Genomic DNA, 22700 nt, shown 5'->3' with positions numbered 1-22700 from the left:
CTTTGCAATTATAATGCTAAGGCTTTGTCGTTTGTTTTAAACAAAAATAGCCGATGATGGCAGAAATAGTTGATCCTAATAAAATACCTAATCTTGATAGAGTATTTATAGTTTCACCTGCGTCAGCCTCAAATGCAAGGCTTGCGAGAAACATTGACATTGTAAAGCCAATTCCACACAAAAGCGCAACGGCAAAAATTTGTTTAAAATTAACACCGTTAGGTAATTTGGCTAAACCTAATTTTACGGAGATATAGCTAAAGCTAAAAACACCTACTGGCTTGCCTATAATTAAGCCAAGTGCAATAGCTAATAATAACGGGGAAGAGAGCATTGTGAAATCGAGTCCTTCAAAGCTTACCCCAGCATTAGCAAAAGCAAATAGAGGCAGAATAATAAATGACGACCAAGGTGCGAGGATATGTTCAAAATCATGTAGTGGTTTTTCACCATTTTTCCCATTCAATGGGATACAAAAGCCAATAATTACGCCAGCTAATGTTGCATGAACGCCTGATTTTAAAACGGAAGCCCATAAAATTGCCCCAACAACCATGTAGGCACATAGTGCAGAAACTTTGAATCGGTTTAATAAAACTAATGCGATAATAGCGATAGCTGAAAAGAAGAGTGCTTGCACGCTTAATCCATGTGAAAAGAATAGGGCTATGACAACGATAGCACCTAAGTCGTCTATAATAGCGAGCGCTAGCAAGAAAATTTTGAGTGGAAGTGGAACTTGTTTACTGAGCAACGCCATAATGCCAAGAGCAAAGGCTATGTCTGTTGCCATAGGAATCGCCCAGCCATTCACTAAACTAGGATCTTGTTTAGCAATAAACCAATATACGATAGCAGGAATAATCATTCCTCCTATTGCGGCTATAGCAGGGAAAATAGCTTGTTGATAGCTAGAAAGTGAGCCTTCAAATAATTCTTTTTTGACTTCCATACCGACCAATATAAAAAATACAGCCATAAAGCCATCATTGATCCAATGAATTAATGTTTTATCGATTGCAAAATGGCCAATTTGTATGCTTACGGGTAAATTTAAGAAGTTATTATATTGTTCACTTAATGGTGAATTGGCCAATAACATTGCAGCTACAGCAGATAAAAGTAATAAAATTCCACCGGCAGATTCTAATTTTAAAAATCGCTGGATAAGTTGTAACACGTAATCCCCCTTCAAAAATCAATAACAAAAAATTAACAAAGAGCGCATACTAGCATATTTTTATATGAAATGGGGAGCGAGAGAAAGATTTTGCCAGCATTTTGTATGAATTGCTGATAACATGAATTATATTGTGATGAATATCTCATTTTTCGTATTATTAAATAGTGATTTTATGTGCATTGTAACAAATTATTGTAGAATGCACTCCTTTCGATTTTAGGGTTAGAAATTATGTTTTCACGTAAAGATATTATTGTTTTGGGGATGATGATCTTCGCTTTATTTTTAGGAGCAGGGAATATTATTTTTCCACCAATGGAAGGTTTTACTGCCGGGTACAATTGGGCTAGCGCCTCTTTTGGATTTGTATTAACTGGTGTTTTTATGCCTTTTATTACATTGGTTATTGTTTCTATTTTAGGGCGAGGAGAAGAATTAACGAAAGATTTACCTAAATGGGCAGGGACTGCTTTTCTTGTTATTTTATATTTAACAATTGGTTCTACCTTTGCCATGCCGCGAATTACAAATGTTGCTTATGAAATGGCATGGTTACCTTTAGGATTGATGGAGGATAATTCAACAGTTAGATTTGTTTTTTCTCTTGTTTTTAACTTAATCGCTATGGGATTTATGATTCGTCCAAATACGATTATTTCAAGTGTAGGTAAATTTATGACGCCTGCATTATTGGTGTTATTAGTTGTGGTAGCGGTGACAGTTTTTATTTCTCCATTATCCGAGATTCAGGCTCCCACAAAAGCTTATGAGTCAGGTCAGGCTTTATTCATCGGTTTAACAAGTGGTTATCAAACTATGGATGTGCTTGCTGCCATTGCATTTGGAGGAATTGTCTCACGTGCACTTGCCGCAAAAAATGTGGTTCATACAAAAGATATTGTGAAATATACCATTTCAGCAGGTTTTGTTTCAGTCATTTTGCTTGCTGGATTATACTTTTCACTCTTTTACCTTGGTGCAACAAGTGCCTCGGTTGCTGAAGGTGTAACAAATGGGGGACAAGTTTTCTCACGTTATGTGGGGGCATTGTTTGGTTCAGCAGGTACTTGGATTATGGCGGGAATTATCGTACTAGCAAGTTTAACTACTCTTGTTGGTGTAACGAGTGCTGCTGCTGATTATTTTGCGAAATTTTCAGTACGTTTTTCTTATCCGTTTTGGGTAGCAATTTTTACTGCAATGACAATTACTGTTTCTCAATATGGCTTAACTGATTTGCTTCGTATTACGATTCCGGCCCTATTATTGATCTATCCTATAGCGATTGTATTAGTGTTTTTGCAATTTTTACGTGATAAATTACCATCAATCAAATTGACTTACTATAGTTCTTTAATTGTCACGCTATGCTTTAGCTTATGTGACAGTTTGAATAATGTACAAATGTTACCTGAAAGCATTAACATATTATTGAAAGATTTTCCTCTTTCATCAGAGGGAATGGCATGGTTAGTGCCAGCATTCGTGATGCTTGTAGTGAGCATTTTTATAGGAAAGTTATTTACTAACATTAAAAAATAAAATTGCGGCATTTTTTAGCCGCATATCTTTATAATCTAGTTTTTTCTCCGCCAAATTCATCTAATAAATTTTCGGTGAGTTTGGCTAAAATACCTGTCATCAGTACAAAATCTGCATCGAAACGCTGTGCAAAATCTTCTTTCAGAATATCATCATTTTTTTCTCGTACACTATCTGCAAATTTTAAACGTTTGAGGGTGCAATCTTCGTTAAAAACGAAAGTTAAGGTATCTTCCCATTCTAAGGCTAATTTGCTCACTACTTTTTTGCCATCTTGCAGAAGTGCGAGAATTTCTTCATTTTCTAATGGTTGTTTTTTACAACGGATAACGCTGTCTTCCTGACTGCCACGAAGCTCGGCTTCTTCTAATGCAAGTAACCAATGCGGTAAGCTATCTTGAAGGATCCAATTCGTTAAAATCGTGCTGGGTTCATTAGCAAAGGCTAAAGGCACAACAGGGAGCGAACCTAAGGATTTACGCAGTAATGCGAGCGCATCTTCCGCGCGTTTACTCGATGCTGCATCAACATGAACAAGATTATTTTCTGTATCAATCCATAGCGCGGTATGCTGATTTTTACTAAACGCACGAGGTAATAAATTCATCACGACATCATTTTTTAATGTTTGTTTTTCTACCTTTTTAAGTTTGCGATTTTCTTTTTGTTCAAGGCTTTCAATGCGTTCATCAAGTTCACGTTTGACCACATTTGCTGGCAAGATTTTTTCCTCTTTTTTGGCGATTAATAGAATTTGTTTTCCAACAGAAAAATAGAGTAAATCAGCGCCTCGTAATGGAGCTGACCATCCAAATTTACTTTGATCTTGAGCACCGCAAGGATGGAATTGACAATCTTCCAGTTGAGTTTGTAGCTGTGCAAGATCCCAATCTAGCGGTTTAGTCAGTCTATAAGTCATTAAATTTTTGAACCACATCGTAACACTTCCTTCAATATAGGGTAGAATGTGCGGCATTATAGCCCATAAAAGTAGGAAAAACGATGCAACACAAATTGATTGCCTTTATTGGCGGCGGCAATATGGCGCAGGCTATTATTCTTGGCTTGTTGAAACAAGGTTATCCTGCCGAGCAAATTATTGTGAATGATCCGAATGAGGAAAAAAGAGCATTTTTTGCTAATCTTGGCGTGGCAACGTCAGAAAATAATGTGGAAAGTGCAACCAAAGCGGAAGTTGTGTTGCTTGCGGTAAAACCTCAAATGATGGCTGAAGTTTGTTCGTCGCTAAGTGCGGTGGATTTTTCTGATAAATTATTAATTTCCATTGCTGCGGGTATTTCAACTGAACGCTTGAACGCATTAATTCCAAGTATAAAATCAATAGTGCGCGTCATGCCAAATACGCCCGCATTAGTGGGGGAAGGCATGGCGGGGTTATTTGCACCAAAAAATACGAGTGAAAATTACCGCACTTTTGCACAAGATTTATTGGGAACTGTGGGAAGAACGGTTTGGGTGGATGATGAAACTCAAATGCACGCAGTAACCGCTGCTTCAGGAAGTAGCCCCGCTTATTTCTTTTTAATGCTGGAAGTGATGCAGCAAGCCTTAATCAAAATGAATATAGATGAAAAAACTGCGCGTGAATTAGTGCAGCAATCCATGCTTGGTGCAGCAAAAATGGTGATAGAAAATCCGCAAATTGCACTTTCAACTTTGCGTGAAAATGTCACCTCGAAAGGTGGCACCACTGCGGCAGCGTTAGCAGTATTTGACGCACAACATTTTAATCAAACAATAGAGCAAGCTATGCAGGCTTGTTTGTCTCGTTCACAAGAAATGGAAACTTTATTCTGATGCAAGTTCGTCCTTTTTATTGGCTCGCACTGAGCTTTCTAGGTTACTACTGCGCTTATGGTGTGTTTTTGCCGTTTTTCCCCGCATGGTTGAAATCACAACAATATGGTGAAGAAATGATTGGTTTAGTTATCGGGAGTGCTTATATTTTTCGATTTGCGGGCGGATTATTTTTTTCATCGCTGATTAAAAAAGCCAATCATATTATTAGTTCCTTACGTCTATTGGCGTTAGCATCGGCCATTATTATGGCGGCAATGAGCTTAGTTGCGCATAATTTTTGGCTGTTATTTATTGCTATCGGTTTATATGCCTCTGTGAATTCAGCGGGAATGCCGATTGGAGATTCGTTGGCATCCACTTGGCAACGACAAATAGGCTTGGATTACGGTAAAGTACGTTTGATTGGTTCTGCTGCTTTTATTCTTGGTGTAGTTGTGTTCGGTGGCATGATTGGCTGTGTTGGCGAGCAAAATATCGTGTGGATTTTAACCGCACTTTTATCCTTCTATACTATCATTCAGCTTTTAAAACCAACCATTCCCCCAAAAGATGAGATACCTGAAGGTGGCGCTCAAAATAATATTAGTTTTATTGCGTTACTGAAAAATCCTATTACATTGCGGGTCATGATTGCAGTGGGGCTTATTCAAGGCTCTCATGCGGCTTATTATGTGTATAGCACGATTTATTGGACAAGCATTGGAATTTCTGTTTCACAAACTAGCTTACTTTGGGGCATTGGGGTATTAGCAGAAATTGTATTATTTTTCTTTTCTCGTCGCTTATTTCAAAATATTTCTATCAGTGTGCTGCTTTATATTTCTGCGCTTGCGTGCATCGGACGCTGGGCTGTAATGGGATATGTTGAAGATTTTTGGTTGATATTCTTATTGCAACTTATGCATAGTTTGACTTATGCCGTTTGCCATTATGCGATTGTTCGCTATATCACCACGCAACCGCAAAGTCATATTGCGAAGTTGCAAGGTTTGTATAATGGCTTATCGAATGGGGTGCTAATTGCCATTTTCACTGCGATTGCAGGCACGATTTATCCAACGTCGCCGGCGATGACATTTTTATTTATGAGTATCATTGCGGCAGCCGCATTTTTTGTGATTCCACGTAAGTTAAATGCCTTTTTGATTGTTCAGCATAAATAGGATGAATCGCTTTCCTTGTAGAAAAGTAATATGAAAAATCTAGCGCTCATTGATTTGTTTCTTAATGAATATTGGATTGAAAAAGGGCTTTCAGAAAATACCGTTCAATCTTATCGTTTGGATTTAACCGCACTTTGTGATTGGTTGGATAAAAACGACTTGTCTTTGGAAACCTTAGATGCTGTTGATTTGCAAGGTTTTCTAGGTGAACGCTTGGAGAAAGGTTACAAAGCCACGAGCACCGCGCGAATGTTAAGTGCAATGCGTAAACTTTTCCAATATTTATATCGGGAAAAATACCGAGTGGATGATCCAAGTGCGGTGCTAAGTTCGCCTAAATTACCCAGTCGCCTACCAAAATATTTAACTGAGCAACAAGTGTCAGATTTACTCAATACGCCAGATGTTGAAGTGCCTTTGGAGTTGCGTGATAAAGCAATGTTAGAATTGCTTTATGCAACTGGGCTTCGTGTCACGGAGTTAGTTTCGCTTACAATTGAAAACATGAGCGTGCAACAAGGCGTGGTGCGAGTGATTGGTAAAGGGAATAAGGAACGTATTGTGCCAATGGGGGAAGAAGCTGCCTATTGGGTTCGTCAATTTATGCTTTATGGTCGCCCTGTGCTATTAAATGGGCAGAGTTCTGATGTTGTGTTTCCAAGTCAGCGCGCACAGCAAATGACTCGTCAAACTTTCTGGCATCGTGTAAAACATTATGCCATTCTCGCGGATATTGATGCTGGTGCACTTTCCCCTCACGTTCTTCGGCATGCTTTTGCCACCCATTTAGTGAATCATGGTGCGGATTTACGCGTGGTGCAAATGTTGCTAGGGCATACAGATTTATCCACAACACAGATTTATACTCATGTGGCAAAAGAGCGATTGAAACGATTGCATGAAAGATTTCATCCTAGAGGGTAATTAAAAACGCGTAGTAATGAAATAAGCTGTTTTAAATTATTCCTTTATCTGAATATTTCATATTAATCTTCAGGTAAAGCATTTAGAACTGCTTTCACTAAAGTTGCTAGTGGAATGGCAAAAAATACGCCCCAGAACCCCCACAATCCACCGAAAATTAATACTGAAATAATGATCGCTAATGGATGTAAGTTTACTGCCTCAGAGAATAAATAAGGAACAAGTAAATTGCCATCTAAAAGTTGACTTATGGCAAAAGCAACGATGATATACCAAAATGTTGGGCTTACACCAAATTGGAATAATGCGACCAAGGCAACAGGAATGGTGACAATCACAGCTCCGATATAAGGCACTAACACTGAAAGCCCTACAGCAAATGCTAAGAGAAGTGGATAATTCAAGCCAAAAATAAGAAAAATAATATAAGTAATTAGAGTTACAATCAAAATTTCTAATAATTTACCATGAATATAATTAGAAATTTGTTGTTGCATTTCTATCCAAACCTTGAAAGCTAAATGACGATTTCTTGGCAGAAAGCGGCTCACCCCTTGTAAAAGTTCTTTTTTATCTTTTAACATGAAGAACATCATTAGTGGTACTAAGAAAGCATAAATACCGAGAGAAACTAAGTTCATAATTGATGTTAAAGACAGTTTCACCACTGATTCACCAAAACCAAGAATTTTTTCTCGTACGGAATTAAAAATGGAATCTACCATAGAATAATCAATGAGTTCTGGATAATGCTCTGGTAGATTAAGTAACCATTCATTGAGTTTATTAAACATCGCAGGTAAATCGCTTAATAAGGAAATACTTTGATTCCAAAGCATTGGTACAAGAATTAAAAAGAATATGGTAGCGATACTGATAAAGCTACCAAAGACAAGAATAGTGGCCATGATCCTTGGAAAGCGTAAACGTAAGTTTAAGAAACGAATTGGCATTTCGAGTAAATAGGCTAATACGATAGCAATAAGCAGCGGTGCGATTAGATTTCCAAAAAAATAAATAGCGAGGAAGCCAAACAATAAAATAGCAAGTAACCCCATTGTTTGAGGATCGCTTAATCGGCGTATATACCAATTTCTCAACATTTCTAACATAGTACTTCTCAATGAACATTTTTAGTCATTATAAGTGAAATTATTTATTGTTTATAGTTGGCACCTGACTAATCTTTTAAATTCTTTAACATTTCTACCTAGATTTTGTTATTAAAACAAAATTTGTGTCGCATTTTGGTTATGACTGAGTTTTGTATAGCAAGTGCGGTTATTTTTTCTTAATTTCGGAGCAAAATATGTCAGGTATTTTTACTCAAAGCCCTGCAAATCGTCGTCGTTATGGCGTAGCTATTTTTGTAGGCATCATCGCAGGAATTATTTCTGCATTTGTAAAATGGGGAGCTGAGCATCCATTTCCACCACGCAGCCCAATTGATTTCTTTGCCGCAGCTTGTAAAGTGGATGTGACAGGTTTAAGTCAAGACCAGATTCTTTCTGTATGCTCACGTGCATTTCTAAATCCACCACATGTTTTTTTACGTGATTACATTGGTATTGACCCTACTCAAGCTGCATTTACATTTGCGGATCATGCATTTAACTGGATTGGTGTCACGCATATTATTTTCTCTTTAGTATTTGCTATTGGTTATTGTATAGTTGCAGAACGCTTCCCTAAAATTAAATTTTGGCAGGGTATCGGAGCTGGTATTATTGCCAATATTTGTGTTCACTATATTACTTTTCCTGCATTAGGTTTAACACCGCCAGTTGCAGAGTGGCCATTATATGAACATATTTCAGAATTAGTGGGACATATTTTCTGGTTCTGGACTATTGAAGTGATTCGTCGTGATTTACGTAATCGCATTACAAATGAACCAGATGCTGAGATTCCATTAGGTCAGGTACGTTAATTTCTCTGGCTAATACGAAGATAACTGCATATTAGGAAACTAAGTGCAGTTATTTTTTTCATTTTAAATAGAATATGAATAATATATTTAGTATTTTTTGTTTAATCGCAAGATAAAATTTTAAGCGTTGTAAGTTTTTAATATTGGTGGGTCGTGAAGGATTCGAACCTTCGACCAACGGATTAAAAGTCCGCTGCTCTACCGACTGAGCTAACGACCCAATTAGATGATTTTAAAGTAAATTTTAAAATCTTTGGATTGGTGTTTAAATGGTGCCCGAAGCCAGACTTGAACTGGCACGCCTCGAAAGGCGAGGGATTTTAAATCCCTTGTGTCTACCGATTCCACCACTCGGGCATATAGACAACTAACATTTGCGTATTATGGAGGCGTGTCCCGGAGTCGAACCGAGCTACATGGATTTGCAATCCAGTGCATAACCGCTTTGCTAACACGCCACGAATTGGAGCGGGAAACGAGGCTCGAACTCGCGACCCCGACCTTGGCAAGGTCGTGCTCTACCAACTGAGCTATTCCCGCATTCGCTGTTAGTGGTGCGCATTTTACGGAAATTTAAAAAGCTGTCAATCATAGAGTAAAAAATTTTTTTTAACCGTTTAAAAAAGATTCATTTTGTTTAAATAATTCTCACAAAATGATGAATAAATAGAAATTTATTCAATTACATAATTTCTGCTTTTATCACTTTCCCCTTTATGCCAAAATGTTCAGCATATTTTATAGCATGAAAGTGCGGTGAATTTTTATTGTTTTTAGAGGATGTTATGATACAACAATATGCAATTGATACCTTATTAGCGCAAGCTGGTAATCGAAGTGATAAGAGAACTGGTTCAGTTTCTGCGCCAATTTTTCTTTCTACGGCTTATGGGCATCATGGAATTGGTGAGAGTACAGGGTTTGACTATACGCGGACTAAAAACCCAACTCGTACAGTATTAGAAGAAACGATAGCTAAATTAGAAAATGGAGATCGTGGTTTTGCTTTTTCTTCTGGTATGGCTGCAATTCAAGTTTTGATGACGCTTTTCACTGCTCCAGATGAATGGATCGTTTCTAGCGATGTGTATGGTGGTACTTATCGACTATTAGATTTCTCTTATAAAAATAACAATAGTGTAAAGCCTGTTTATGTCAATACAGCATCTACTTCTGAAATTGAGGCGGCAATTAATCCAAATACGAAAGCGATTTTTATTGAAACTCCATCAAATCCTTTAATGGAAGAATGTGATGTGGTTGAAATTGCAAAACTTGCGAAAAAACATAACTTGATGTTGATCGTGGACAATACGTTTTTAACACCAGTGCTTTCTCGTCCATTGGATTTAGGCGCAGATGTGGTGATTCACAGCGGGACTAAATATATTGCTGGTCATAATGATGCACTTGTTGGTTTGATTGTTGCGAAAGGGCAAGAACTTTGTGATCGCATTTCTTATATTCAAAATGGTGCAGGTGCGGTGCTTTCACCTTTTGATTCTTGGCTGACTATTCGTGGTATGAAAACCCTTTCTTTGCGCATGAAACGTCATCAAGAAAATGCCCAAGCTATTGCGGAGTTTTTAAAAGCTCAACCACAAGTGGAATCTGTGCTTTATCCAAATAAGGGTGGGATGTTGTCTTTCCGTTTGCAAGATGAAGCTTGGGTTAATACATTCTTAAAATCCATCAAATTGATTACTTTTGCAGAAAGTCTAGGAGGCACAGAAAGTTTTATTACTTATCCTGCCACTCAAACTCATATGGATATTCCAGAATCTGAGCGTGTAGCCCGTGGAATTACGAATACCTTGCTGCGTTTTTCAGTCGGTATTGAAGATGTAGAAGATATTAAGGCTGATTTATTACAGGCATTTTCTAATTTGAAATAATGAGGATGAAGTGAGATTTTACTTGCTATTTAGTTTTTGACAATTAAAACAATAAGTTTACATTTGTTAAAACAGTGTTATTCTTCATTTCACTAGTAAATCAAAAATGTTCTTGTTTTGAACATTATTCATAAAATAAGGAAATAAAAATGAGCGAAGTATTACATATTAATGATGCTGATTTTGAAAGTATCGTTGTGAATTCAGATATCCCTGTATTATTAGATTTTTGGGCACCGTGGTGTGGTCCTTGTAAAATGATTGCACCTGTTTTAGATGAGCTTGCTCCTGAATTTGCAGGTAAAGTAAAAATTGTAAAAATGAATGTGGATGATAACCAAACAACGCCAGCACAATTTGGTGTTCGTAGTATCCCAACATTATTATTGATCAAAAATGGTCAAGTTGTTGCTACTCAAGTTGGGGCATTACCAAAAATACAATTGGCAAATTTTATTAATCAACACATTTAATTTTATGTTCTATAAAGCCATACAGTTACAAATTGTATGGCTTTTTTATATCACCTATCATTTTAATTTGAGTGGTTCTTTGTTTTAGTTATTTTATGATGACTGTGTTGAGCGTTCCGTTTTCCAGTTTGAAGATCATTATGAGAAAATAAGAAATATCACAAACGAAAAAAGTCTAAGACATCAAGATATTTATTTTTTGATGTAAGATTTTAATGTTTGTTCCACTTCATAAATCCAATCCAACTCATGCTGCGTGAAACCCGCTTGAATACGAGCATCGGTATTAATGACACCTTTAAAAATTACAATACGGTATTTGTGTAACAGCTCAGTAAAGCACTTCATCGCATCCAAACCACGTTTTTTAGAAAGTGCGTGATACCAATGATTGCCAATATACACATGGCCAATTTCATCGCGCAAAATAATATCCAAAATGTTCACTGCGGCAAAATCTTTACGTTGTGCGATTTTCTCTTGCAGAACCGGTGTTGCATCGAGGCCTCTTGCTTCTAATACACGAGGAACTAACGCCATTCGTTCCCAAATATCGTGCGCGGTGGCTTGCGCCATTTCCCATAATCCAGCATGGGCTTCAAAATCACCATATTGATAACCCAATGTTTTCAAATGTTCATTGACTAAGGAAAAGTGTGTACTTTCTTCACGAGCGACACGCAGCCAATCTTTTATAAAAGCCAAACCTTCACTAAGTTCTTCTTGTGCATTACGTCCGAATCGCCAAGCGGCATCTAGGCCTAAATTGATTGCATTAAACTCAATATGTGCGATAGCGTGCAATGTAGCTGCATAGCCTTCTTCTGTGGCAAAAGAACGTTTTGGCACATCTTTCGGTGCAACTAAGAGCGGTTTTTCAGGAAAAGCGGCAATATTATCTTGCGGTACGACTTCGGGAAAATCTTCTAATTTAATCAACTGAATTTGTGGCAGAAGATTATCGTAGAGATCATTAACTAAACTGCATTTTTCTTGTGGATTTGCTGTTTTTAGTGCGGTTTCAACTTGTTGCCAAAATTGTGTAATAAGTGCGGTCATTTTTTCTCTCTTATTCGTTAAAACGGATCAAGCCTTCTTGTTGTGTTGTCGCGATTAATTGACCATCTTGCGAGAAAATCTGCCCACGTGCTAAGCCTCGCCCTCCAAAGGCATTGTTGCTTTCAATTGCGTGTAAATGCCAGTGATTTAAATCAAATGGACGATGGAACCAAATACTGTGATCAATGGTTGCCACTTTCATTCCTTTTTGTAAAAAGCCTTTTTCGTGCGGATGAAGTGCGGTCAAAATACAGTGAAAATCGGAAAAATAAGCCAATAAACATTGCTGAATTTTTATATCAAGCGGCGTTTCACCATTGGTTTTAAACCAAGAATATTGCTCGGCTGGCAATTTTGTCCCATTAAATGGGTTATTCAAATATTTGGTGTGTACCTCAAATGGACGCTCTGCGGCAAATTTTTCATTGAGTGGTTCTGGCAAGGTTTGAGCCACATTTTGTAGCATCACATTTTCATCTGTAAAGTCTTCAGGTGTACCAACATTTGGCATCGTATTTTGATGTTCAAAACCTTTTTCAGGCACTTGGAAAGAAGCGGTTACATGACAAATGGTATTTTTATGTTGAATGGCTTTCACGCGTAATGCAGAAAAGTTACGCCCTTCACGCAAGGTTTCCACATCGTAAATAATCGGATATTGGCTGTCTCCCGGAGCAAGAAAATAGGCATGACAAGAATGTAAAATGCGATCTTCAGGCGCGACCTGCATTGCTGCTGATAATGCTTGAGCCACAACTTGCCCGCCAAATACTTGGCGAAAACCTAAATCTTGGCTTTCTCCACGAAAGATTAAATCATCAATTTTTTCAAGTTTAAGAAGATGAATGAGGTTATTGAGAATATCTGACATATTGCTTTCCTTGAGGATAAGAACAAGTGCGGTTATTTTAGCGGAGATTTTGGGGAATGCCAAAGCTAGAAACAAAAAGCACGCATTAAAAAACGCGTGCTTTTGCTAGAGTGTTAATCAAAGGTGTTTAACTCTTCTTTTCACTTCTTCCTGTTTTCCCGCATTAAAGGGGCGAGCATCAGGGCTGCCTAGATAGCCACATACGCGGCGAGTGACAGACACTTTTGTGCTATCATGATTGCCACATTTCGGGCAAACAAAACCTTTACTGGTACATTCAAATTCGCCAGTGAAACCACATTCATAACATTCGTCAATCGGTGTGTTTGTGCCGTAGTAAGGTACGCGATCGTAGCTATAATCCCACACATCTTCCAATGCTTTTAAGTTGTGTTGAATATTTGGATATTCGCCGTAGCAAATAAAACCGCCGCTGGCGAGTGGGGGATATGCCATTTCAAAATCCAGTTTATCGTAAGGATTCACTTTCTTTTCTACATCTAAGTGGTAACTATTCGTGTAGTAGCCTTTATCCGTGACGCCTTCAATCACGCCAAATTTTTTGGTGTCTAGACGGCAGAATCGGTCGCATAAGTTTTCGCTTGGCGTGGAGTAAAGACTGAAGGCATAGCCTGTTTCTTTTTGCCAGCGTTTTACTGCCTCGCTAAGGTGACGAACAATCGAAATGCCTTTTTCGCGTAATTGTTCATCATCAAAAATATGTCCTTTGTTATATAGCGCATTAATGGTTTCGTGAATACCGATATAGCCGAGCGAAATAGAGGCGCGTCCATTTTTGAAAATTTGTGCCACATTTTCATCCGCTTTTAACCGCACTCCGCATGCGCCTTCCATGTAGAGAATGGGAGCAACGCGAGCTTTGGTATTTTCAAGGCGGGCAATACGCGTCATTAATGCTTTTTTCGCAATAGCTAAACGCTCATCTAAAGTGCGGTAGAAATCTTCTTCGTTTTTAGACTCCAACGCAATACGCGGTAAATTCAAACTCACCACACCCAGATTATTACGCCCATCGTGAATTTCATGTCCGTCTTCTTCGTATGCACCTAAAAAGCTACGGCATCCCATTGGGGCTTTAAAAGAGCCTGTGACTTTAACAACCTGATCGTAATTGAGAATATCTGGATACATACGTTTTGATGCACATTCCAATGCGAGTTGTTTGATATCGTAATTTGGATCGCCTTTAGTTTGGTTCAAGCCTTTTTTGATGGTGAAAACAAGTTTTGGAAATACTGGCGTTTTATGATTTTTTCCGAGTCCACGAATCCGATTTTTCAAAATAGCTTGCTGAATTAAACGGGATTGCCAGCTTGTACCTAAACCAAAACCAAAGGTCACAAATGGTGTTTGTCCATTCGAAGTATGTAGTGTATTAACTTCATATTCTAAAGATTGGAAGGCATCGAAACATTCTTTTTCAATCAATGCTTTTGCGTAACCTTCAACATCAGGCACATTCCATTCTTGGGCATGTTTGAGGTGTTTTTCGTAACTGATTTGCACATAAGGGGAAAGTACTTCATCAATACGGTTAATAGTTGTGCCACCGTAAATATGGCTGGCGACTTGGGCGATAATTTGTGCTGTCACTGCCGTTGCGGTGCCGATAGATTTAGGGGGTTCGATTTCCGCATTGCCCATTTTGAAACCACGAGAAAGCATCCCTTCTAAATCCACTAACATACAGTTAAACATTGGGAAGAACGGCGCGTAATCTAAATCGTGATAATGAATTTCACCTTTTTCGTGAGCCTCCACCACATCGCGTGGAAGAATATGGTGTTTGGCATAATGTTTTGCCACAATTCCTGCTAGCAAATCCCGTTGCGTTGGAATCACTTTCGCGTCTTTATTGGCGTTTTCGTTAAGTAATTCGACGTTGCTTTGTTCAATCAAACCTTCAATTTCTTTTGTTAGCTGGCTACGTTTTTCGCGGGCTAAATCACGATCATGACGATATTCAATATACGCACGAGCAACCTCGGGATAACGACTTGCCATCAATTTATCTTCAACGATTTTTTGAATCTGATTAATATCAATCTCGCCGTGATGATGGGTGAAAATTTCATTCCCTACTTCTTGCCCAATTTGGTGGCAATAAAATTCATCGGAAATATTGACCGCACTTGCGGCTTTTTTAATGGCATTGATGATACGTTGAATCTCAAACTCTGCACGAGAACCATCGCGCTTGATGACCCCAAAGTTACTCATAATATAGCTCCAATATATAGTGTTTTTGAAATGCGGAGTGCACTATATATAGATCTAAAAAGATAATCAACACACAATATGTAGTGTTTTTAGGCATTTTATTGTAAGAGAATTTTGTTAAAGATTGATTTTATTAGAAAAATATCAAATTAAGTTGTTGAGAACTTTTCTCAAATATTTTTTGATTTTGTGAGCGAGATCAAAGTTTTGATTTTTTAACTAGAGGGAGAGGGTGAATAATAAAATTAATCATATAATTTTTATTGATGGATATAAAAAACGGCCGAAAAATCGACCGCTCTTTTTATCTTATAGCTTATGCCGCAACCATTACCATAGCAGGGCGAATGACTCGACCATTTAAGGTGTAGCCTTTTTGCAATACGACGCTAATTTGATTGCTTTCAAAGCCTTCAGCAGGTTGCATTGAAATGGCTTGATGTAAATCAGGATTAAATGCTTCACCGACAACCCCCACAGCTTCCACGCCAAAACGACCAACGGTTGAAACTAATTCTTTTAAGGTTAGTTCTACGCCGTCAAATAAGGCTTTTACGCTTTCATCTTCTTTATTTGCTGGAGTGGCAAGTGCGCGCTCTAGGTTATCGATAGTATTCAAAATGTCTTTTGAGAATTTTTCCAATGCGAATTTATGTGCTTTTTCAACGTCTTGTTCAGTTCGACGACGAAGATTTTCAATTTCAGCACGAGAGCGAAGTAAAATATCCTGTTCTTTGTTTGCCGCTTCTTCTATTTGAGTTTTTAGTTGCTCTTCAAGTTCTTGCACTCGGGCAATTGCTTCTTCTAAAGGATCAAGTTTTTGAGAAGGCTCTGTTTGTTGCATTTCTTCCACAACTGCTTCTTCTTTTTCTACTTCTGAGGTTTCAATTTTTTGTTCTTGTTCTGACATTTTTTTCTCCGTAAATACAAAATTCGCCATAGTCGTTAGCTATAGTCTAACAAAAAACTATATAATGACGAAAATGTTAAATTCAAGTGCGGTTTATTTTATGAATAATTTATATCGTTCCTTTAAAACCATTGGGCTTGTAGGAAAACCTAGAAATGACATTAACCTACAAATGCACAAAAATTTGTTTCACTGGTTAACGGAACGTGGCTATCAAGTAATGATGGAAAAAGATGTTGCTGAAAAACTAGGGCTTCCTGCAGAAAATCTTGCAACACTTGATGAAATTGGTTGCCAAGCACAGTTGGTTATCGTGATTGGTGGGGATGGCAATATGTTGGGGCGTGCTCGCGTATTAGCAAAATATGATATTCCATTGATTGGCATCAACCGTGGTAATTTGGGATTTTTAACAGATATTGACCCGAAAAATGCCTATGCTCAACTTGAAGCTTGTTTAGAACGCGGTGAATTCTTCGTCGAAGAACGTTTTTTATTGGAAGCAAAAATTGAGCGTGCAGGTGAAATTGTATCGACAGGTAATGCAGTGAATGAGGCGGTTATTCACCCTGCGAAAATTGCGCACATGATTGATTTTCATGTATATATCAATGATAAGTTTGCATTTTCACAACGTTCTGATGGATTAATTGTTTCTACTCCAACAGGCTCTACGGCTTATTCTCTTTCCGCTGGTGGCCCGATTTTGACTCCAAACCTTAATGCAATTGCATTAGTGCCAATGTTTCCACATACATTAACTTCTCGTCCTCTTGTTATTGATGGTGATAGCAAAATATCGATTCGTTTTGCTGAGCATAATACATCTCAATTGGAGGTGGGCTGTGATAGTCAAATAGCCTTACCTTTTACGCCTGATGACGTGGTGCATATTCAAAAAAGCGAGCATAAACTCCGATTGCTTCACCTAAAAAATTATAATTATTACAATGTATTAAGTACCAAATTAGGTTGGCTGAAATCATTTTGATTTTTATAAAAAGCCTAGTGGAAATGTATCAGTAAAATACTGTAAAAAAATCCTTTACTGTAAATTAAATCAGCTGTAATATGATTGATATACAGTTAAAGGATTTTGCTATGCTTACTCAACTTACTATCAATAATTTTGCGATTGTTCGCCAGCTTGATATCGAATTGGCGAAAGGAATGTCTGTTATTACTGGAGAAACTGGGGCTGGTAAATCTATTGCCATTGATGCTTTAGGTTTATGTTTCGGACAAAGAGTAGAAACCTCAATGGTACGCGAAGGGCAAGAACGTGCAGAAATTTGTGCAACTTTCCAACTAGAATCGCATAATCCTGCTTATCAATGGTTGAATGAGCAAGAATTACAAGATCCAGATAATCCAACTGAATGTATTTTGCGTCGTGTGATTAATGCGGACGGACGTTCTAAAGCTTTTATTAATAGTACTCCTGTATCCGCGTCTCAATTAAAAGAAATTGGTCAATATCTTGTTCATATTAATGGGCAGCACGCTTCTCAATTATTGCTAAAAAATGACTATCAGCTTCAGTTAGTTGATAATTTTACCGCTCATTCTGAATTACTTGTGAAAATGCGTAAAGATTATCAGGCATGGAAAAATCTTCAAAATCAAGTTAAAACCTTTCAACAAAAAGTGGCAGAAAATGAAGCTCGTAAACAACTTTTACAGTATCAAGTGGATGAGTTAGATGAGTTTAACCTTCGACCAAATGAATATTTGGAATTAGAAGATGAACAACGTCGTTTATCTAGCAGTGAACAGTTAACTCAACTTTCTCAATCAGCCCTGCAAATTTTAAGTGAAAATGATACGGTAAATATCGATAGCTTGCTTTATCGTGCGACACAATATATTGATGAATTAGCTGAACTTGATCCGCAATATGCTGAAGTGCAAAGTATGTTGAACGATGCGTTGATTCAAGTGCAAGAAGCAACCAGTGAAGTGCGAAATTTATCGGGTAATATCGAGCAAGATCCTCAACTTTTACAGGAAATCGAACAAAGAATTAGTCAGGCTTTACAACTTGCTCGTAAACATCAAGTTAAACCTGAAGATCTTGTAGAACATCACAAAAAATTAAAAGCAGAATTAACCGCACTTTTAGATTTTTCTGAAAGTGAAGAGATGTTGATTGAGCAAGAAAAACTCGCATTTGAACAAATGCAAGCAACGGCTAAAGCATTAACTGCAAGTCGTCAGCAATCTGCAGCTCGCTTAGCGCAGGATGTCACGCAGTCGATAAAACAACTTGCAATGGAAAATGCAGAATTTTATGTAGAGTTGAATACGGATTTAGATAAAGTGGGATCAAACGGTGCGGATAATGTGATTTTTACTTTGCGTAGTAATTTAGGTCAACAACCTCAACCGTTAGCTAAAATTGCCTCTGGTGGTGAGCTTTCTCGTATTTCTTTAGCCATTCAAGTTTTAACTTCTGATCAATCGGCTATTCCAACGTTAATTTTCGATGAAGTGGACGTGGGCATTAGCGGAAAAACAGCAAGTGTTGTCGGAAAACTTTTACGTCAATTAAGTGAACGCTGCCAAGTATTATGCGTAACTCACTTGCCACAGGTTGCTTGTCATGGCCATCATCAGTTCAATGTGGAAAAATTTACTGTGGATAATAAAACTGAAACACAAATGACCGCACTTTCACAAGCTGAACGTGTACCAGCCTTGGCAAGACTCTTGGGCGGAAGTGAAATTACCGAATTAGCCTTAGCCAATGCGCAGGAAATGCTAGATTTAGTTCATTAAAATGGGATTTAATTACTATTTTATGAACTAAATAGCTTATCCCAAAATGTTTGAATAAATGACCGCTCTTTGACAAATTCAGTTTCATCCACAACGGAGGATTTACCTATCAAATTTAAATGGTGAATAGCGTTGCGTAAATCAACATAACATTGTTTTAATGTGTCGCACTCTGTTTGGCTAATAATTTGAGCCTCAGCCATATCATCGAAAATACGTACGTTGTCTGACCATTTTGTCAATTGTGGATTTTGTGGGGCATTGGCAAGCATTAAATATTGAGCGATAAATTCTATATCAGTGATACCACCGCGATCTGTTTTAAGATTAAATTCACCATCTTTTGAATGGGACAAATGTGTGAACATTTTTTCTCGCATCTCCACAACATCTCGTTTTAATTGCTCAATATCTCGTGATGCAGAAAGTACTTGTTGGCGGATATGCTCAAATTTAGCTTTAAGAGATGATTCACCAAATACAGGGCGAGCACGCACAAGCGCTTGTTTTTCCCATGTCCAAGCTTCATTTAATTGATAATGGGCAAATGCAGAAAGAGAGCAGCCAATTAAGCCAGCATCGCCAGAAGGGCGCAGGCGCATATCTGCCTCATAAAGTACGCCAGAGGAAGTATTTATGCTGAAAATACTTACAATCTTTTGCGCCAAACGCAGATAAAATTGATTGCTATCAATCACTTTTTTGCCACCTGTTGTTTGACTTTCTACGGCATCGTACAAAAATACGAGGTCTAAATCAGATTTATAACCGAGTTCAATCCCCCCCAGTTTTCCATAACCAATCACTAAAAATCCTTTTTCGTCATTTTGTAAATGTTCAGGTACACCAAATCTAGACGAAACTTGTTTCCAAGCTAGATTCACAACAACTTCAATAATCGCTTCGGCAAGATAGGTTAAATGATCGCTTACCTTCATCACCGGTAATGCTCCCAAGATATCTGCCGCGGCCACTTTTAATAGGGTTGCTTGTTTAAATTGACGTAAAGCATCAATAAGTTGTTCTTCATCATCAGGTGGTAAACGAAGCAAATATTGGTGTAACTCTGTAGGATATTGGGTAAATGGCAACGGATGGCGTAGCGCTTCTGTATTAAGCAATTCATCTAATAAAATAGGGTGGCGAGCAAGTTGTTCTGAAATAAGTTGAGACTGTGCACAAAGTTCAATAACTTGCTGAAGGGCACGAGGGTTTTCCAATAATAATTCTAAATAAGTTGTGCGACTCGAAATTTTCTCAATAATATTTAGAATGCGGGGAAGCAAAGTGCGGTAATTTTCTTGTTCAAAAATGAGTGCAAGTACTGTTGGCATTAAATGACTCAAAACATCACGCCCACGTGAACCAATCACTCTGTGATTTAGGCTGTCTTTGAATTGAGCAAGCTTTTCTAAAACTTCGTCAATATTATTTTCTGATACACCACTCTCTAATAATGTCTGTTCAATATCCTCAAAATCTGCTTCTAAAAAATCTTGCCATTGGCTATCAGTTTGTGAAGGTTCATCTTGTTCATCACCGATTAATTGAGTAAATACCGCCCGCACTTTTTCTTGTTTTTGTTGTAAAGTGCGGTAAAAATCGTCCCAATTTTCTATTGGATAATGTTTTTCGATGGTTTGATTATTTTCATTTAAACAAGTGAATGTTTTGCACGCCTCGACTAAACGAATTTGATCTATTTCATCGGTTGGTAATGTTTGAGTTTGTTGATCGTTAATTGCTTGTAGAATGTTTTCTACGCGACGTAAAAAAATATAACTTTCACGTAAATCGTGGAATTGTTGCTCGGTAATTAATCCTAGTTTGGTAATTTCAGGCAAGATCTTTAAGAGTGAATGTTGTTGCAGATTGATTTCTCGCCCGCCTCGAATGAGTTGAAAAACTTGCACGATAAATTCGACTTCACGAATACCACCCGCACCCAGTTTAATATTATCTTTTAAACCACGACGGCGTACTTCTCGCTCAATTTTGCCTTTCATTTCGCGTAAAGATTGAATCACACTAAAGTCAATATAACGGCGATACACGAAAGGGCGTAACATTTTTTGCAATTTAGATACGTTGGGATCCTTTGTTTGTGCGCCCAATACTCGCCCTTTAATCATTGCGTAGCGTTCCCAATCTCGACCTTGATCTTGATAATATTGTTCCATTGCCGCAAAGCTGAGAACAAGCGCACCGCTGTCGCCAAATGGGCGTAAACGCATATCGGTTCGATACACAAAACTATCAGAGGTAAATTCATCTAAGGCAGAAATAAGGCGTTGTCCTAAACGTGTGAAAAATTTTGTATTATCCACAGAACGTCGAGCATCCGTATTCTCAATGGATGTTTCCCCTTGTGATGGATAAGTGAAAATTAAATCAATATCTGAGGAAAAATTGAGTTCAAAGCCACCTAGTTTCCCCATTCCTAGAATATAAAGCTGTTGCGGATTGCCTTGTTCATCCATTGGCGTGCCCATCTCCGTACAGGCTTGATGATAAAGCCAATCGCGGGTAGCGATAATTAAACTTTCTGCAAGTTGTGAAAGCTGAACAAAAATTTCTTCTACAGTGGCAAGATTCAAACTTTGACAAAAACTTAATTTTGCCATTTCAATGTTACGGAATTGGCGTAATGTTTGATAGAGTGCGGTTTCGTCATGTACATTGGCTAACTCTCTATTCAAACGTTCAATATACGTAGAGCAATCTGCAAAACAGGGCGATTTTTCCCACCATTGTTTCCCTAAGTGCGGGTATTTTTGCAAGACTTTTTCCACAAAGTCAGACATTGTCATAGCATAGCCTAATTGGTAAATAGGCAGTTCAGGATGGTTTAAATTTTTTTGAATGGCGTCGTGAATTTTTTCTGGCGATAGTTCTGGAAAAGATTGGCACAGAATTGTGCCAAGAGATTGTAATTTTTGTTCAATGAGGGCAGAAAGTGCGGTCATTTTTTCTAACCTTTTTGATAGGAATCTAAGTGACGTAATACGGTTTCTTTCGCTTGTTGAGGTTGCAAACTATCTAGCCATTGTATTGGCGTTTTCCAACCTCGTAGCCAAGTGAGCTGGCGTTTAGCTAGCTGGCGCGTTGCGCAAATACCACGGAAAATCATTTCCTCGTGATCGTAATCGCCTTGTAAATATTCCCACATTTGACGGTAGCCCACACAGCGAATTGATGGTAGATTAATATTTAAATCTCCGCGAGAATAAAGTTTTTCCACTTCTGCTTGAAAGCCCAGTTCAATCATTTTATGAAAGCGTTGTTCAATGCGGTCATGCAAAATATGACGATCTTGCGGCGAAATTGCAAATTGCATGAAATCATAAGGCAAGCCTTCGCCTTTTTCTTCCGTCAGTTCTGTGAGTGATTTTCCTGTGATGTAAAAAACCTCTAAAGCACGATTGATTCGTTGAGAATCACTAGGGTTAATTCGAGCGGCAGAAATAGGATCGATTTTGGCGAGTTCTGTATGCAATGCTGCCCAACCTTGTTGAGCTGCTTTTTGTTCGATCTCGGCACGAATATTTTCATCAGCAGAAGGTAAGGGGGAAAGCCCTTCGATTAAGGCTTTGTAATACAACATCGTGCCGCCCACTAGTAACGGAATTTTACCTTGTGCGGTAATATCCGCCATTTCGCGTAGTGCATCATCGCGGAAATTCATTGCGGAATAGCTTTCTGATGGATCTAAAATATCAATCAAACGGTGAGGCGCAAGGGCAAGTTCTTCTTTTGATGGTTTCGCTGTGCCAATATCCATTCCTTTATAAATGAGCGCTGAATCCACACTAATCACTTCGACTGGAAGCGAGCTTCGTAGTTGAATGGCTAAATCTGTTTTACCGGAGGCTGTTGGGCCCATTAAAAAAATTGCGGTTGGTTTCATGAA

18 protein-coding genes and 4 tRNA genes are annotated in these 22700 nt (G+C 38.1%); 9 read left to right on the top strand and 13 right to left on the bottom strand.

Going from position 1 to position 22700, the window contains the following annotated elements; translation table 11 throughout:
• Positions 1 to 16: 16 nt before the first annotated feature.
• Positions 17 to 1180, bottom strand: a complete 1164-nt coding sequence (nhaA, locus tag KP710_RS02940; RefSeq protein WP_065264513.1) for a Na+/H+ antiporter NhaA — start codon at positions 1178 to 1180, stop codon at positions 17 to 19.
• Between the two features lie 234 nt (positions 1181 to 1414).
• Between nhaA and brnQ the strand changes: the two genes are divergently transcribed.
• Positions 1415 to 2725 (top strand): branched-chain amino acid transport system II carrier protein, encoded by a 1311-nt coding sequence (gene brnQ / locus KP710_RS02935; RefSeq protein WP_048954185.1) that lies wholly within the window; start codon positions 1415 to 1417, stop codon positions 2723 to 2725.
• A gap of 28 nt (positions 2726 to 2753) precedes the next feature.
• Here the strand turns inward: brnQ and rdgC are convergent, their stop codons facing one another.
• Positions 2754 to 3662, bottom strand: coding sequence for a recombination-associated protein RdgC (gene rdgC / locus KP710_RS02930; protein WP_048954184.1), 909 nt, complete (start codon positions 3660 to 3662; stop codon positions 2754 to 2756).
• 65 nt (positions 3663 to 3727) lie between these two features.
• On the opposite strand from rdgC, the gene proC reads away from it, so the two are divergent.
• From proC to xerD, 3 genes are read left to right on the top strand one after another with little or no spacing between them, the layout of a single operon-like run.
• Complete coding sequence (proC, locus tag KP710_RS02925) at positions 3728 to 4543, top strand: pyrroline-5-carboxylate reductase (protein ID WP_048954183.1); 816 nt, start codon at positions 3728 to 3730, stop codon at positions 4541 to 4543.
• On the top strand, positions 4543 to 5709 hold the full coding sequence (locus KP710_RS02920) for a 3-phenylpropionate MFS transporter (protein ID WP_215770911.1): 1167 nt from the start codon (positions 4543 to 4545) through the stop codon (positions 5707 to 5709). The genes proC and KP710_RS02920 overlap by 1 nt, the downstream gene beginning before the upstream one ends.
• Positions 5710 to 5739: 30 nt before the next feature.
• Complete coding sequence (gene xerD / locus KP710_RS02915; RefSeq protein ID WP_215770910.1) at positions 5740 to 6633, top strand: site-specific tyrosine recombinase XerD; 894 nt, start codon at positions 5740 to 5742, stop codon at positions 6631 to 6633.
• A 62-nt stretch (positions 6634 to 6695) separates the two neighbouring features.
• On the opposite strand, the gene KP710_RS02910 is transcribed toward xerD, so the two are convergent.
• Entirely contained in the window at positions 6696 to 7745 is a 1050-nt protein-coding gene (locus KP710_RS02910; protein WP_106013441.1) for an AI-2E family transporter, read from the bottom strand.
• Positions 7746 to 7942: 197 nt separating this feature from the next.
• Between KP710_RS02910 and KP710_RS02905 the strand changes: the two genes are divergently transcribed.
• Positions 7943 to 8563 (top strand): YagU family protein, encoded by a 621-nt coding sequence (locus KP710_RS02905; RefSeq protein ID WP_106013440.1) that lies wholly within the window; start codon positions 7943 to 7945, stop codon positions 8561 to 8563.
• Positions 8564 to 8707: 144 nt separating this feature from the next.
• On the opposite strand, the gene KP710_RS02900 is transcribed toward KP710_RS02905, so the two are convergent.
• From KP710_RS02900 to KP710_RS02885, 4 genes are all read right to left on the bottom strand, one after another.
• Positions 8708 to 8783: transfer RNA gene (locus tag KP710_RS02900), tRNA-Lys, on the bottom strand.
• A gap of 50 nt (positions 8784 to 8833) precedes the next feature.
• A tRNA-Leu gene (locus tag KP710_RS02895) sits at positions 8834 to 8920 on the bottom strand.
• 27 nt (positions 8921 to 8947) lie between these two features.
• Positions 8948 to 9021, bottom strand: a tRNA-Cys gene (locus KP710_RS02890).
• A 6-nt stretch (positions 9022 to 9027) separates the two neighbouring features.
• Positions 9028 to 9103 (bottom strand) — tRNA-Gly (locus tag KP710_RS02885).
• A gap of 245 nt (positions 9104 to 9348) precedes the next feature.
• On the opposite strand from KP710_RS02885, the gene KP710_RS02880 reads away from it, so the two are divergent.
• Together KP710_RS02880 and trxA are read left to right on the top strand one after the other, a co-directional pair.
• The gene (locus tag KP710_RS02880) at positions 9349 to 10458 is read left to right on the top strand and encodes a methionine biosynthesis PLP-dependent protein (RefSeq protein WP_215770909.1); all 1110 of its coding nucleotides are present in this window, start codon (positions 9349 to 9351) and stop codon (positions 10456 to 10458) included.
• Between the two features lie 149 nt (positions 10459 to 10607).
• Positions 10608 to 10931, top strand: coding sequence for a thioredoxin (gene trxA, locus KP710_RS02875; protein WP_106013438.1), 324 nt, complete (start codon positions 10608 to 10610; stop codon positions 10929 to 10931).
• A 192-nt stretch (positions 10932 to 11123) separates the two neighbouring features.
• Here trxA and KP710_RS02870 read toward each other — a convergent pair whose 3' ends face one another.
• The 4 genes from KP710_RS02870 to grpE form a co-directional block, all read right to left on the bottom strand.
• Positions 11124 to 11990, bottom strand: a complete 867-nt coding sequence (locus KP710_RS02870) for a ferritin-like domain-containing protein (RefSeq protein WP_106013437.1) — start codon at positions 11988 to 11990, stop codon at positions 11124 to 11126.
• Between the two features lie 10 nt (positions 11991 to 12000).
• Positions 12001 to 12861, bottom strand: coding sequence for an acyl-CoA thioesterase II (gene tesB / locus KP710_RS02865; RefSeq protein ID WP_106013436.1), 861 nt, complete (start codon positions 12859 to 12861; stop codon positions 12001 to 12003).
• A 117-nt stretch (positions 12862 to 12978) separates the two neighbouring features.
• On the bottom strand, positions 12979 to 15102 hold the full coding sequence (gene nrdD, locus KP710_RS02860; RefSeq protein ID WP_215770908.1) for an anaerobic ribonucleoside-triphosphate reductase: 2124 nt from the start codon (positions 15100 to 15102) through the stop codon (positions 12979 to 12981).
• 316 nt (positions 15103 to 15418) lie between these two features.
• Positions 15419 to 16012: a nucleotide exchange factor GrpE gene (grpE, locus tag KP710_RS02855; protein ID WP_204714227.1), complete on the bottom strand. Its 594-nt coding sequence runs from the start codon at positions 16010 to 16012 to the stop codon at positions 15419 to 15421.
• 100 nt (positions 16013 to 16112) lie between these two features.
• Between grpE and KP710_RS02850 the strand changes: the two genes are divergently transcribed.
• Both KP710_RS02850 and recN read left to right on the top strand, forming a co-directional pair.
• Positions 16113 to 17003 (top strand): NAD(+) kinase, encoded by an 891-nt coding sequence (locus KP710_RS02850; RefSeq protein WP_032825633.1) that lies wholly within the window; start codon positions 16113 to 16115, stop codon positions 17001 to 17003.
• 110 nt (positions 17004 to 17113) lie between these two features.
• Positions 17114 to 18790 carry a DNA repair protein RecN gene (gene recN / locus KP710_RS02845; protein WP_215770907.1) on the top strand — a complete coding sequence of 559 codons (1677 nt, stop codon included), beginning with the start codon at positions 17114 to 17116 and terminating at the stop codon, positions 18788 to 18790.
• 20 nt (positions 18791 to 18810) lie between these two features.
• Here the strand turns inward: recN and glnE are convergent, their stop codons facing one another.
• Positions 18811 to 21756: a bifunctional [glutamate--ammonia ligase]-adenylyl-L-tyrosine phosphorylase/[glutamate--ammonia-ligase] adenylyltransferase gene (gene glnE, locus KP710_RS02840; protein WP_204714224.1), complete on the bottom strand. Its 2946-nt coding sequence runs from the start codon at positions 21754 to 21756 to the stop codon at positions 18811 to 18813.
• Positions 21757 to 21761: 5 nt separating this feature from the next.
• On the bottom strand, positions 21762 to 22697 hold the full coding sequence (gene miaA, locus KP710_RS02835; RefSeq protein WP_215770460.1) for a tRNA (adenosine(37)-N6)-dimethylallyltransferase MiaA: 936 nt from the start codon (positions 22695 to 22697) through the stop codon (positions 21762 to 21764).
• Positions 22698 to 22700: the final 3 nt, after the last annotated feature.

The sequence above is a fragment of the Haemophilus sp. SZY H35 genome, from assembly GCF_018829705.1.
Classification (GTDB): Bacteria; Pseudomonadota; Gammaproteobacteria; order Enterobacterales; family Pasteurellaceae; genus Haemophilus; species Haemophilus haemolyticus_K.
This window is presented reverse-complemented; position numbering and strand designations above follow the sequence as displayed.

Coding starts and splice junctions, on each gene's coding strand:
- brnQ (WP_048954185.1), top strand. CDS start 1,415: ATGTTTTCACGTAAAGATATTATTGTTTTGGGGATGATGATCTTCGCT.
- rdgC (WP_048954184.1), bottom strand. CDS start 3,662: ATGTGGTTCAAAAATTTAATGACTTATAGACTGACTAAACCGCTAGAT.
- proC (WP_048954183.1), top strand. CDS start 3,728: ATGCAACACAAATTGATTGCCTTTATTGGCGGCGGCAATATGGCGCAG.
- KP710_RS02920 (WP_215770911.1), top strand. CDS start 4,543: ATGCAAGTTCGTCCTTTTTATTGGCTCGCACTGAGCTTTCTAGGTTAC.
- xerD (WP_215770910.1), top strand. CDS start 5,740: ATGAAAAATCTAGCGCTCATTGATTTGTTTCTTAATGAATATTGGATT.
- KP710_RS02910 (WP_106013441.1), bottom strand. CDS start 7,745: ATGTTAGAAATGTTGAGAAATTGGTATATACGCCGATTAAGCGATCCT.
- KP710_RS02905 (WP_106013440.1), top strand. CDS start 7,943: ATGTCAGGTATTTTTACTCAAAGCCCTGCAAATCGTCGTCGTTATGGC.
- KP710_RS02880 (WP_215770909.1), top strand. CDS start 9,349: ATGATACAACAATATGCAATTGATACCTTATTAGCGCAAGCTGGTAAT.
- trxA (WP_106013438.1), top strand. CDS start 10,608: ATGAGCGAAGTATTACATATTAATGATGCTGATTTTGAAAGTATCGTT.
- KP710_RS02870 (WP_106013437.1), bottom strand. CDS start 11,990: ATGACCGCACTTATTACACAATTTTGGCAACAAGTTGAAACCGCACTA.
- tesB (WP_106013436.1), bottom strand. CDS start 12,861: ATGTCAGATATTCTCAATAACCTCATTCATCTTCTTAAACTTGAAAAA.
- nrdD (WP_215770908.1), bottom strand. CDS start 15,102: ATGAGTAACTTTGGGGTCATCAAGCGCGATGGTTCTCGTGCAGAGTTT.
- grpE (WP_204714227.1), bottom strand. CDS start 16,012: ATGTCAGAACAAGAACAAAAAATTGAAACCTCAGAAGTAGAAAAAGAA.
- KP710_RS02850 (WP_032825633.1), top strand. CDS start 16,113: ATGAATAATTTATATCGTTCCTTTAAAACCATTGGGCTTGTAGGAAAA.
- recN (WP_215770907.1), top strand. CDS start 17,114: ATGCTTACTCAACTTACTATCAATAATTTTGCGATTGTTCGCCAGCTT.
- glnE (WP_204714224.1), bottom strand. CDS start 21,756: ATGACCGCACTTTCTGCCCTCATTGAACAAAAATTACAATCTCTTGGC.
- miaA (WP_215770460.1), bottom strand. CDS start 22,697: ATGAAACCAACCGCAATTTTTTTAATGGGCCCAACAGCCTCCGGTAAA.